This window comes from Subsaxibacter sp. CAU 1640 (assembly GCF_023156585.1).
Lineage (GTDB): Bacteria > Bacteroidota > Bacteroidia > Flavobacteriales > Flavobacteriaceae > JBPOFM01.
In genome coordinates this window covers 461,747-474,426 of the sequence record NZ_JALNMI010000005.1, presented here as the reverse complement: position 1 = coordinate 474,426, position 12,680 = coordinate 461,747, and the positions used below count along the sequence as shown (strand labels likewise).

General features: G+C 36.0%; 12 protein-coding genes. 7 read left to right on the top strand and 5 right to left on the bottom strand.

What is annotated here, in order from left to right:
- Positions 1-42: 42 nt before the first annotated feature.
- The 3 genes from priA to nadC are packed head-to-tail and all read right to left on the bottom strand — an operon-like array spanning position 43 to position 4,337.
- On the bottom strand, positions 43-2,496 hold the full coding sequence (gene priA, locus M0G43_RS14645) for a primosomal protein N' (RefSeq protein ID WP_248027674.1): 2,454 nt from the start codon (positions 2,494-2,496) through the stop codon (positions 43-45).
- Positions 2,493-3,476: a YihY/virulence factor BrkB family protein gene (locus tag M0G43_RS14640; RefSeq protein WP_262917187.1), complete on the bottom strand. Its 984-nt coding sequence runs from the start codon at positions 3,474-3,476 to the stop codon at positions 2,493-2,495. The genes priA and M0G43_RS14640 overlap by 4 nt, the downstream gene beginning before the upstream one ends.
- A 3-nt stretch (positions 3,477-3,479) precedes the next feature.
- Positions 3,480-4,337 (bottom strand): carboxylating nicotinate-nucleotide diphosphorylase, encoded by an 858-nt coding sequence (gene nadC / locus M0G43_RS14635; protein ID WP_248027672.1) that lies wholly within the window; start codon positions 4,335-4,337, stop codon positions 3,480-3,482.
- Positions 4,338-4,434: 97 nt separating this feature from the next.
- Between nadC and rlmH the strand changes: the two genes are divergently transcribed.
- Complete coding sequence (rlmH, locus tag M0G43_RS14630; RefSeq protein WP_248027671.1) at positions 4,435-4,908, top strand: 23S rRNA (pseudouridine(1915)-N(3))-methyltransferase RlmH; 474 nt, start codon at positions 4,435-4,437, stop codon at positions 4,906-4,908.
- A gap of 33 nt (positions 4,909-4,941) precedes the next feature.
- On the opposite strand, the gene M0G43_RS14625 is transcribed toward rlmH, so the two are convergent.
- On the bottom strand, positions 4,942-7,008 hold the full coding sequence (locus M0G43_RS14625; RefSeq protein WP_248027668.1) for a M3 family metallopeptidase: 2,067 nt from the start codon (positions 7,006-7,008) through the stop codon (positions 4,942-4,944).
- Positions 7,009-7,135: 127 nt separating this feature from the next.
- Between M0G43_RS14625 and M0G43_RS14620 the strand changes: the two genes are divergently transcribed.
- Positions 7,136-7,714 carry a non-canonical purine NTP diphosphatase gene (locus tag M0G43_RS14620; RefSeq protein WP_248027667.1) on the top strand — a complete coding sequence of 193 codons (579 nt, stop codon included), beginning with the start codon at positions 7,136-7,138 and terminating at the stop codon, positions 7,712-7,714.
- A gap of 166 nt (positions 7,715-7,880) precedes the next feature.
- Positions 7,881-8,564 (top strand): ABC transporter ATP-binding protein, encoded by a 684-nt coding sequence (locus M0G43_RS14615; RefSeq protein WP_248027665.1) that lies wholly within the window; start codon positions 7,881-7,883, stop codon positions 8,562-8,564.
- Positions 8,565-8,601: 37 nt separating this feature from the next.
- Here M0G43_RS14615 and M0G43_RS14610 read toward each other — a convergent pair whose 3' ends face one another.
- The gene (locus tag M0G43_RS14610) at positions 8,602-9,057 is read right to left on the bottom strand and encodes a DUF4442 domain-containing protein (protein ID WP_248027663.1); all 456 of its coding nucleotides are present in this window, start codon (positions 9,055-9,057) and stop codon (positions 8,602-8,604) included.
- A 144-nt stretch (positions 9,058-9,201) separates the two neighbouring features.
- Here M0G43_RS14610 and M0G43_RS14605 point away from each other — a divergent pair, with 144 nt between their 5' ends.
- From M0G43_RS14605 to M0G43_RS14590, 4 genes are all read left to right on the top strand, one after another.
- The gene (locus tag M0G43_RS14605; RefSeq protein WP_248027660.1) at positions 9,202-9,648 is read left to right on the top strand and encodes a DUF4870 domain-containing protein; all 447 of its coding nucleotides are present in this window, start codon (positions 9,202-9,204) and stop codon (positions 9,646-9,648) included.
- 58 nt (positions 9,649-9,706) lie between these two features.
- A complete protein-coding gene (locus M0G43_RS14600) occupies positions 9,707-10,051 on the top strand; it encodes a PadR family transcriptional regulator (protein ID WP_248027659.1) in 345 nt (114 codons plus the stop codon).
- Positions 10,044-11,867: a PspC domain-containing protein gene (locus M0G43_RS14595; RefSeq protein WP_248027657.1), complete on the top strand. Its 1,824-nt coding sequence runs from the start codon at positions 10,044-10,046 to the stop codon at positions 11,865-11,867. The genes M0G43_RS14600 and M0G43_RS14595 overlap by 8 nt, the downstream gene beginning before the upstream one ends.
- A gap of 95 nt (positions 11,868-11,962) precedes the next feature.
- The gene (locus tag M0G43_RS14590) at positions 11,963-12,679 is read left to right on the top strand and encodes a head GIN domain-containing protein (protein ID WP_248027654.1); all 717 of its coding nucleotides are present in this window, start codon (positions 11,963-11,965) and stop codon (positions 12,677-12,679) included.
- Position 12,680 lies beyond the last annotated feature (1 nt).

Here is a 12,680-nt window from a genome sequence, read left to right as displayed (position 1 = left end):
TCTTGCTTACAGCAGGATTTTTTTGTTTCCGAAAGTTTCACATCAATAATTATCAACGTTGACAATTACTCGGATTGGTCTAAAATCCTTGACACTCATAAAGCTGTTGTTGATTTTTGCTATGACTTCTTTGGTTTTGGGCAAAGACTGCTGTGGCGGAATTTTCACAAGAATATTGATGAGATATTGATTTCTGATGCGTGACACAGGCGGGAATTCTGGGCCAAGAACATTTGTTTTAAATGCTTGTCTCAATGATTTCGCAAACCATTCCGCACCAACGTTTACCTTATTATAGTCTTTATGCTTTAATGTGACTTTAATCAGCCTAAAAATTGGCGGATATTTGTACGTATAGCGTTCATCCATCTGCTCTTTGTACATTTCCTGGTAATTATTTACAGATACCTGTTGTAGTATTCTATGATATGGATTATATGTTTGAATGAGTACTTTTCCTCGCTTATCTGTTCTTCCAGCTCGTCCTGAAACTTGCAACATCAATTGAAAACTTCTTTCGTGAGCCCTAAAATCTGGGAAGTTGAGCATATTATCCGCATTCATTATTCCCACGAGTTTTACATTTCTAAAGTCCAATCCTTTGGTAAGCATTTGGGTTCCAACCAAAATATCGACTTCCTGTTGTTCAAAAGCCGTAATGATTTTTTCATAACCGTGTTTGCCTCGTGTGGTATCCAAATCCATTCGAGCTACTTTATGGTCAGGAAACAGAACTTTTACCTCCTCCTCTATTTGCTCTGTCCCAAAACCCTTACTATCCAATTCAGCACTTCCACAGGCCTGACAATTTTGAAGCATCACAGTATGATAGCCGCAATAATGGCAACGCAACTGATTTCGGTATTGATGATAGGTCAAACTGACATCGCAATTGGGACATTGCGGTGAATGACCACAGGTATTGCATTCTACGATAGGTGAAAAACCACGTCGATTTTGAAATAGAATGATTTGATGGCCTTCATCCAAGGTCTCGGTCATTTCTTCCAGCATTCGGTCGCTGAAATGGCCTTTCATTCGCTTTCTTTTATATTTATCAGCCAAATCAACCAATTCAATTTCAGGCATCAACACGTCATTAAATCGATAATTGATTTCTACCAATCCATATTTATTTTGTGAGGAATTGTAGTAACTCTCCAAACTTGGTGTTGCAGAACCGAGCAAAGTTTTCGCTTTGAACAAACTTGCCAAAACGATTGCTGCATCACGTGCGTGATAACGAGGTGATGGGTCAAATTGCTTAAAGGATAACTCGTGCTCTTCATCCACAATGACCAATCCAAGGTTTCTGAAGGGCAAAAAAATGGAAGAACGCGCTCCCAAAATAATTTGCGCTTTAGATTCGTTGTTCAATACGTTATGCCACACCTCAACGCGCTCGTGTGATGAATAACGCGAATGAAAGACTGATATTTTTTCTCCAAAGTACTCTTGAAGTCTCGACACCAATTGCGTTGTCAAGGCAATTTCCGGTAAGAGATACAGTACTTGTTTTCCTTTGGAAATAACTTGTTCTATCATCTTTACATAGACCTCTGTTTTTCCTGAAGATGTAACTCCGTGAAGCAACACCACATTTTGACTTTCAAAAGAAGATTCGATTTCCTCTAGAGCCTTTTCCTGATGACTATTTAGGCTTTTAGAACCGGCTTTTTCATCACCTGAATATTCAACTCTATCCTGTTGGATATAATACTCTTCAAGAATCTGTTTCTCAATCAATGCCTTTATAATAGATGATGATGCATCGCTTTGTTCTGACAAATCTGAAACTTTAACCGGTTTTTTGGTTTTGGCAGAGATTGAAAACAACGTCATCACCACATCCCGTTGTTTTGGCGCATTGCTTAAATCTGTCATCAATTGCTGCAATTTTTCTTCAGAAGTATATAAAGCGTCCAACTTTACATACCTCACCAATTTGGGTTTGTACTTTTCGTAAACTTCCTCCTGAACAGAAATGGCATCTTTTTCGAGCAGGCGTTTAATGACAGGCAACACATTCTTCACGTCCAAAATGCCCATTATATCCTGAATTTTTAGCGATGTTTGATGATGCAAAGCTTCATAGACCAAAAATTCATCATCCTTTAAATCTTCATCATTCAAAATCTTGTCGCTGTTTTTGCTAACAATGGTTTCACTTTCAAGAATAAACGCACTAGGAAGAGCCGCTCGCATCACTTCGCCCAAAGTACTCATATAATAATCTGAAATCCATTGCCAATGCTTCAACTGATGAACTGTTACTAGAGGAATTTCATCCAAAATTTGATGAATATCCTTGGCTTCATAAATCAAAGGTTCTTGGTTATGAATTTTATGGACCAGACCTGTATATATTTTCGATTTTCCGAAGGGAACAGCAACACGCATTCCTACTTCCAAAAAATCAGATTCAGCTTTGGTAATTTTATATGTGAAGGATTTTTCGAGCGGAATTGGCAATATGACATCTATAAAATGTGTCATTGATTTTGCTTTTTGGCATTTTGCTTTTTAAGCATTCTTAAGGTGGCATTCAATTCAAAACCAAGGAGTAAAATATTTGATATCAACCAAATATAAAAAAGCAGAATTAACAACGCACCAATGGAACCGTAAAGCTCATTATAGGTTGAAAAATAGGTTACATAAATTCCGAAGAGATACGAAAAAACAATTATCAATATGGTAGTCAATAAGGCTCCAGCAGAGAAAAATTTGGAATGTTTACCTTCTTTAGTTCCGAAATAATATAGTGTGGCCGTTCCTAGATATACCATAATTACAAAAAATACATATTTTGCAACCGAAGCCATAAAAATTCCTTGTTCGGAAGTCTCATAGCCTTGCCTATCCATCAAATACAGCAATCTATTAATAACATAAATCTGGAAATAGATGAGCACGGCAATCGTTACAATGAGGAGGAATACAAGTATTAACGCCACTCCCATCGAATATAAATACTGCTTCACAACACTTCTTGTCAGCTGTTGATGATAGGAACTCTCAAAACCAGAAAATAGTGCACTGACACCATTCGCCATTAAAAATAAAGCCAAAAAGAACACTGTAGAAATCAACCCTGCGTTGCCATCTGTATAAATATTTTGGAAGATGTTCTGAAAGAAAAACTCGGAAGTTTGAGGTGGTAAAATAGATTCTAAAAACCTTCTGAACTCCAATTCAAATCCATCTACAGGAATGTAGGGAAAGAGAATAATTACGAACAACAAAAAAGGGAAAATTGCCGTGAAAAAGCTAAAAGCAATGGCACTTGCACGTGACGTAACAGCTCCTTTGACAATTCCTTTGGCATAAAGCCTCAAAAAATAATATAAAGTTAAACCTTCCAAGGCTGGTAATTCGATTTTCTTTAAAAACCGAACGACATGCTTAACAACTGGAAGTTTTTCGAGCTTATCCTCGATTTCGTCTTCTATATTTTCTTCCAAATCTTCTAACATCAACTATACGGCTTTAAGGCTCAAATCCATATTGTAGACGGAGTGTGTCAATGCACCAGAAGAAATGAAATCCACGCCGCAATCTGCGTACTGCCGTGCCGTCTGCTCATTGATACCACCCGATGATTCAGTCAGGCATTTGTCACCAATCAATTGGACCGCCTTTTTTGTGTCTTCAAAATTAAAATTGTCAATCAAAATTCTGTAAACACCGTCATTTTGAAGAATTTCTATGATTTCATCTAAATTTCTGGCCTCAACGATAATTTTCAGATCTTTATTGTTGTCTTTTAAATATTGCTTTGTTTTGGTGATTGCCTTGGTTATTCCGCCAGCAAAATCAATATGATTATCCTTAAGCATCACCATATCATACAGTGCAAATCGATGATTCTCACCACCACCAATCTTCACTGCCCATTTTTCCAACGCTCTAATTCCTGGAGTGGTTTTGCGTGTATCCAGAATTTGTGTTTTGGTGCCTTTCAATAAATCAACAAATACTCTTGTCTTGGTGGCAATAGCACTCATACGTTGCATCGCATTGAGCACCAACCGTTCCGCCTTCAAGATAGATTGTGAAGAGCCTTCAACATAAAAGACAATATCACCATATTTAACCCTTGAACCATCCTCTATCAATGTTTCGACGGTCATCTCTTTATCAACATAATTGAAAACCTCTTTGGCAAACTCAACACCAGCAATGATACCTTCGTCCTTAACCAACAATTTTGCCTTTCCTTGCGCTGATGCTGGAATACAGGCTAAAGAGCTGTGATCTCCATCGCCTACATCTTCCCTGATGGCATTTGAGATGATATAATCTATTTCTTTTTGGAATTGTTCTTTGGATATCATTTGAAGATTATTTAGCGTAAAAATAAGAATTGAAAACGGAAATATTCAAATTACAAATATCAAATTCTGAATATCAATTAAATTGTAAATTTGCGATATGCACATCAAACTTATCGCCATAGGCAAAACCGACAACCAGCAATTGCAAGCATTGATTGATGATTATCAAAAGCGACTTGGTTTTTACATCAAATTTGAATTTGAAATTATTCCAGATTTAAAAAAGGTCAAAAACTTAAGTGAAGTGCAACAAAAACAGAAAGAAGGCGAACTTATCCTAGCCAAAATCAATGCTTCGGATGTTATGGTTCTATTGGATGAAAATGGTAAGCAGTTTGATTCTGTTGCATTTTCAGAATATCTTCAAAAGCGTATGAATTCTGGTATTAAACAATTAGTTTTTGTAATTGGTGGTCCTTATGGTTTTTCCGATGATGTTTACAATAAAGCACAAGCAAAACTATCCCTCTCGAAAATGACGTTTTCCCATCAAATGGTACGACTATTTATGATAGAACAATTGTATCGAGGCTTTACCATCATCAAAAACGAACCTTACCATCATAGATAGTAAAGCCTTGAAATTCAGGGCTTTTTTTTATAACTATTCCAAACCGAGACTTTTTATATAAGCCTCGTTGTTAGATTTTCTACCCAAAAACGATTCTACAGATTCTTTGGCATCACGTTGTGTGCCATTTGCAAGTATTATTTTTCTGTATTTAACACCTGTTGATTGATTTCGTAAACCATTTGCCTCAAACATTGTAAACATATCTTGAGCATAGACCTCCGACCACAGATATCCATAATAATACGTTGGATGAGTATTGATGTGTATCCAACTAGCTTGAGGATGAGTTCCTTCTACATACCAGTTCATAACGTCCATTTGTTTATCGATATCTCTCCACAATTGATCCGTATCTATTGGATTATTTGGGTCAAACTTGTCATAAAGATTCATATCGTAAATACAATTTCTCAATGATCCTTGAGCAAATAACCCAGAAGAAAGATTCTTGGCGTCAAGCATATTATAGAAATCTTTTTCTGGCAAAGTCTCACCGGTTTTGTAGTGTTTTGCGAATGAACTTAAGATATCATAGTCCCAAATCCAATTTTCAAAGATTTGAGACATCGCCTCACCAAAGTCTGCCTTAGATTCTGCCTGTAAACTGTATTCTCCATCATATGACATTGAGTTCATAATATGACCAAATTCATGGAATAATGTGTTCAACTCGGAATGGCTTAATAGAGATGGCATTGTTTCGGTAGGTCTTGTAAAATTACCTAAAAGCATTGCGACAGGAACCTCATATCCATCAGCCGTTTTCTTACCTGATGATAATGGGACACCATAAAACCACGATTCTTTATTAGGTCTTGGATATAAATCTAAATAAAAACGACCTTTCAACGTATCTGCTTCAAAAACTTCATAAGCCATGACTTCTTTGTGCCATACAGAAGCGTCTTTCATTTCCCGAAATTCAAGCCCTAGCAGTTGTTGGTATATTTCAAAAAGACCTTTCAGGCATTGATTCATCGGCAAATATTCTCTTATTTTTTCATTGTCAACATTAAACTTGTTTTTAAGAATCTGATTATGATAATAGTTGACGTCCCAAGCATTTAAAGGAGTGCCTGATGCAGTTTTTGCGACAGAATTTCTATAATCTTTTAAGACCTCAACATCCTTTAAAGCCTTTGGTTTAGATTCTTTGACTAGGCCATTGATAAATTCCCAGACCGTTTCTGGGTTTTTAGCCATTTTAGTTACAAGATTATATTCTGCAAATGACCTGTAACCTAATAGTTGGGCCAATTGATATCGCTTCAAAATAAGTTGGTTCAAAATGTCTAAATTTTTATCTGCTCCACGGTTTGAATATAGAGTGATATACTCTTTTCTGACAGATTCGTTTTCGGCATTATCCATAACAGGACCTTTTGTAGCAGGCATTACGGGGATTTCATAAGTTCCATCGGCAGTTTTGTATGTGTCCTTAAAGCTTTCAGGCAAACCTTTAGAACCTTCTTCATCAATTTTCAAGACGGCATTTGCAGTGTTCATATTTGTTGAATACTTTGCTGACAAATCTGTAATTTCTGCTTTCAAAGTTTTAAATTGCTCCAATTTTGCAGCATCCAAATTAACTCCGGATTGCTTAAAATTTATAATGATGTCATCCACAAAATTTTTTTGGTGTCCTTGAAGTGACTTATAATCTTCTGTTTTGGTAAATTTTTCAAATTGATTGAATATCGCCTTATCAGAATTGATAACAGTATTTAAGGAATCGACCTTTTGAGAATATTCCAACCCCTTTGCTCTCGTTAAGGAATCAGGCGATGACCAATATAGCATGAATGAATTATTATTTGCCTTTGATAAATTATTCGCAACATCATCAAAAACCAAAAAAGTATTTTCCAGTGTAGGGTTTGTCACCCTTTTTATTGCCTCCAACGATTTATTAGCTTCATCAATTGTATAAGAGACATATTCCTCAATTGCTTCTCCTGTAACATTTGCATAATCTATCGGTTCATTAAGTTTGACATTAAAAGGATTATCGGAAGATAAGCCTTTTGATTCAGAGTCTTTGTCTTTGGCACAGTTCATAATCAATAAGAGAGATAGAGAATAAAGAATTTTTTTCATGCGGAATCAAATTTATAATCACAAATATAAGATTCAAAATTTTCATATGACAAGAATATCTTTCAAAGATGCATAAGCTCCAAAGTATGATAATCGTATATTTGAGTTAAATATTAATAACCAAATAATGAAACTTGTTTTTGCCACAAACAATCTAAATAAATTAAAAGAAGTTCAAAGTCTCATACCAAATAATATTCAGCTTTTGAGTCTTTCGGATATTGGTTGCGCCGAGGATATCCCAGAAACTCAAGACACCATTGAAGGAAATGCCATTCAGAAAGCGAAATATCTCAAAGAACACTATGGATATGACTGTTTTGCAGATGACACAGGGCTCGAGGTTGAGGCTTTGAATGGAGAACCGGGAGTATATTCTGCCAGATATGCTGGTGAGCAGCGCAATGCAGATGACAACATGAATAAATTATTGGCAAAACTTGGAAATAACGAGAATAGAAGAGCTCACTTTAAAACTGTGATTTCGTTACATCTGAATGGAAAATTACACTCATTTACTGGCATTTGTAAAGGAGAGATTACTCTTAAAAAACATGGTGATAAGGGCTTTGGGTACGATCCCATTTTTAAAGCTGATGGATTTGATAAAACCTTTGCTGAAATGTCTCTTGAAGAAAAGAATAAGGTTGGACATCGTGGCAAAGCGGTAAGACAGTTAATCGACTTCCTGAACAATATCGAATAATTGAAAGATATAAATTGTAACAACTTTCACCTTTCTGCGTCAAATATCCGTAAATCCTGTATCTTGCGTATGGTTAATGCTTATTAGCTATACAAAATCTGATTTGACTCGTTAACATCAGATGATATAAACTTTGAATATTGAATCATAAATCTTGAACCAACAAATGGACAATGTAATTCACATTAGAAAAATCGTTCGTAATTTTCAAATGGGTCATGAGACCGTTTATGTTTTAAAGGGAATTGACCTTGACATCAAACGTGGTGAATACGTAGCCATTATGGGACCTTCCGGATCTGGTAAATCAACTTTGATGAATCTATTGGGTTGCTTGGATACGCCAACTTCAGGTCAATATATTTTAAACGGAAAAGATGTCAGCAAGATGAGTGATGATGAACTGGCAGATATTCGCAATAAAGAAATAGGCTTCGTTTTTCAAACCTTTAATTTATTGCCGCGCACCACGGCCTTGGACAATGTTGCATTACCTATGGTGTATGCTGGAGCTTCAAAAAGTGAGCGTACAGAACGTGCCAAAGAAGTTTTGACAAGTGTTGGTCTTGCTGACCGAATGGACCATAAACCTAACGAACTTTCTGGAGGTCAGCGTCAGCGTGTGGCTGTTGGCAGAGCTTTAGTCAACAAACCTTCGATCATACTTGCCGATGAACCAACTGGAAATCTAGATTCAAAAACGTCACTTGAAATCATGCAGTTGTTTGATGAAATCCATCAAGCTGGAAATACAGTGATTATTGTCACCCATGAAGAAGATGTTGCAGAAAGGGCAAAACGCATCATTAGACTTCGCGATGGTGTGATTGAAAGTGATACGATGAATTAGTGACCAGTGTTCAGTTGGCAGTGATCAGTCATCTATCCTAGCTCTTAACCTTTATAGTCCATTCAAATTTAAAAGTGGACACTTCCAATCCTTCTGAATTTTTTCCGATAGAAGTCAAAGTGACCATTTGCCCTTCTCCAGTTTTAATGGCATTTTCAATGGCCTTATCGACCAAATCGCCTTCAATACATTCAAAAGTGATTCTTCCTGTTGCCTTTTTGGTAAATGTGCCACTATTTTGAGCTACCAGCATAGAAATCTTCTTTCCGCTTTGCATAATTTTTGACATTACCAAGGCTCCTGTAGTCAACTCGGCAGCCATACCTTGTACTGCCCAAAACATTGAATTGAATGGGTTTTGATTGATCCAACGGTGTTTGACAGTTACGATACATTTGTTTTTATCAATATATTTTGTTCGTACACCACATAAATATGCAGATGGCAATTTGAACATTAGGTAAGTATTGAGTTTACTAGGGGAAATCTTCATTTTCTAGAGTTATTTCAGCTAAAATATTGAATTAATTCAAATATTCAATTTGTTAAAAATATGTTAAATTATACTACTATGTTTTGCATAATACCTTCTTTTAGATATATATTTGCATAAGAAACTATTATATACTTTTATAAAATGTTAGATAACCACCAAAAAAATATCGCCACTTTTATACATTTATCGACCTTTTCGAGGTTCTTGATTCCTTTTGGAAATTTCTTGGGACCAATCATCTTATGGGTAACCAATAAGGAAAAATCAAGTTTTGTGGATGCTCACGGAAAACAAGCCATCAACTTTCAAATCAGCATTTTCCTATACGCTGTAATATTAGGTACCATCAGCATTCCATTTTTCGTTTTCAATATGTTTAATGGGCTTGACTTTATCGATTTTAATGGATTCCACGATTTTCATATCAACATAGGGAAACCTTCTCCTCTACTTTACATAGGTGGTGGACTTGGAGCTATTGCTGTTATCGGATTCATTCTCGAGCTCGTATTCATCATCAAAGCAAGCTTGAAAGCTAGAGATGGAGAAATCTATCAGTATCCACTGACCATCAATTTTTTAAAATAATCATCAAATCAATCAATCAAAAAATGAACAGTTTCACATTATTTAATCACATTTAAAAATGAAGATAGAAAACACAAAAGCACAAATGCGCAAAGGTGTATTGGAATACTGCATATTATCGGTCTTAAAAGATGAAGACGCTTATGTTGCAGAAATTCTTGACACACTCAAAGACGCAAAACTGCTTGTGGTTGAAGGCACCATTTATCCCCTTCTCACACGGCTAAAAAACGCTGGACTTCTCAATTACAGATGGGAAGAATCAACTTCTGGACCTCCTCGTAAATATTATGGTTTGACAGAAACAGGCAAACTTTTTCTCAACGAGCTAAACTCTACGTGGAGCGAATTACAAAATGCAGTTAACCTAGTAACCAAAACAAAAAAATCAAGAAATGAATAAGACAGTCAACATAAATTTAGCAGGTACATTTTTTCATATAGATGAAGATGCTTACCTTAAATTGCAACGCTATCTTGAGGCCATCAAACGTTCATTTACAGATTCTCAAGGTCGTTCAGAAATCATTGCCGACATTGAAGCTCGTATTTCAGAGCTTTTCAATGAGCGCGTAAAACACGACAAACAAGTCATTGGCATCAAAGAAGTGGATGAAGTGATTGCCATTATGGGACAACCAGAAGACTATTTAGTCGATGATGAAATTTTTGAAGATGAGCCAAAACAATCATACCAAAGCTCAAGCACTTCTAAAAAACTATTTAGAGATACTGAAAACTCCTATATTGCTGGTGTATCTTCAGGACTTGGGCATTATTTGGGAATTGATGCTGTATGGGTGCGATTGCTATGGATACTTCTTACCCTGGGTTCAGGAGGAACATTTATCTTGATATACATCCTGTTTTGGGTTTTGGTGCCTGAAGCATTGACCACTTCGGAGAAGCTGACGATGAAAGGAGAGCCTGTCAATATAAGCAACATCGAAAAAAAAATTAAAGACGGATTTGAAAATGTCTCACAAACCGTTTCAGACACCGTAAAAAACATCGATTTGCCCAAACAGGGAAACCGAATTAAATCATCATCAAAAACGTTTTTTGACACCATAGGAGACATCATTATGTTTTTTCTAAAGGTCTTTGCAAAATTCATCGGAATCATTTTAATGATTGCGGGCGCTGGAGCATTGATAACATTAATAGTAGCATTATTTTCGGTAGGATTTGCGAATTCAATTCACGTACCAGGTTTTGACTTCCTAAATGCTGCCAATGCCGCCAACATACCGTTGTGGTTGATGTCGATGTTATTCTTTTTTGCAGTAGGAATTCCGTTTTTCTTTATTTTCTATTTAGGATTGAAAATATTGATCAACAACCTAAAATCTATTGGAAACATCGCTAAATTCTCACTATTTGGATTATGGTTGATGGCCATCATAGGATTGGTTTTCGTCGGAATTAAACAAGCAAGTGAATATTCTGAAGAAGCTAGTGTTATCCAAAAAGAACAGCTAAATATTACTGCCAATGACACATTGTATATTACTATGAAAGGGAACAATTCCTATAGTAAACAATTTGGCAGACATAGCAATCTTATGAAACCTGTCTACGATGAAAATGATCAAAAATTGATTTATAGAACAGGCGTAAGCCTCATCCTAAAATCAACAAAAGATTCTGTAGCGACTATCAGCATTGATAAAAACTCAAGAGGCAATAGCTATAAAAATGCTAAAATGAGAGCAGAAAAAATCAATTATAATTATGCTCTAAAAGGTAATCAGCTAGAATTGGATGGTTATTTAACCACAGCATTCGAGGATAAGTTCAGGGATCAACAAGTAGAAGTCATTTTATATCTACCTGAAGGAACAGTGTTATTTGCTGATGAAAACACCTATTCCTATCATAAAAACTACCATTTCAGCTTTAGCTCTTATAATGGTCACTATGAAGAAAAAACCATTATCATCAATAATGGAGATATGCTAAACGACGGTTTGGAAGGTCATTATCTTAAAATTTTAAATGATGAAGTGCAATGTTTGGATTGCCCAGATGATGATTTTAAAGTGAAAGTTGATCTCAATGGAGATGGTTCAGAATTTAAAGTGGATGAAAATGGCATCAAAATCAAAGACAACAATGATTCCATCGAAATCAATAAAGACGGCGTCAAAAGCAGTAGTGAAAGCGTCCGAGTGAATATCGATAGAAACGGTATTGAAATCACATCAGACGACAATTAAACAGTTCATCATCAACAATCGACAGTTCAGGACATCTGTTTTTAAAGAGAAATATAAATCACTGAATTTTACATCAATCAAAAAAATCAATCATTATGACAACTATTATCAAATTATTAATTGCATCCGTTTTGGCATTGCTGATGAGCTCTTGCGAATTAGGCTTTGGAGTACGAGGAAACGGAAATGTGCAAACTGAACAGCGAACAGTCAATTCATCATTTGACGCTATTGAAGTGAGTCGAGGGTTGGATGTTTATCTCACTCAAAGTGATTCTGAAAACATCAGCGTTCAAGCCGATGAAAATCTGCACGACATCATCAAAACAGAAATTGAAGGAAATGTGCTAAAAATTTATGCAGATGAAAACATAAATTATGCAGAAGCAAGAACCGTAAATGTGAGTTTCAAAAATATCTCAAGAATTAGAGCATCAAGTGGAAGTGATGTGTTTTCAACAAATACTTTCAATGTTGGATCCATTAATCTTGATACGGACAGTGGCAGCGATATGAAATTGGATTTGAATGCACAATCAATTGACTGTGAATCCTCAAGTGGCAGCGATCTTAAACTTTTAGGCAGTACAAAAACTCTTGTCGCGGAAGCTTCAAGCGGAAGCGATATCGATGCAACCAATTTAACAGCTGAAATCACCAGAGCATCTGTTTCGAGTGGCGCAGACATTAAAGTAAACACTTCAAAGGAACTTTATGCAAGTGCTAATAGCGGTGGAGACATTCGATATAAAGGAAACCCTGAAAAAGTCACTAAAAATGATGGACCTTCAGGTTCCATAAGAGAAGACTAAC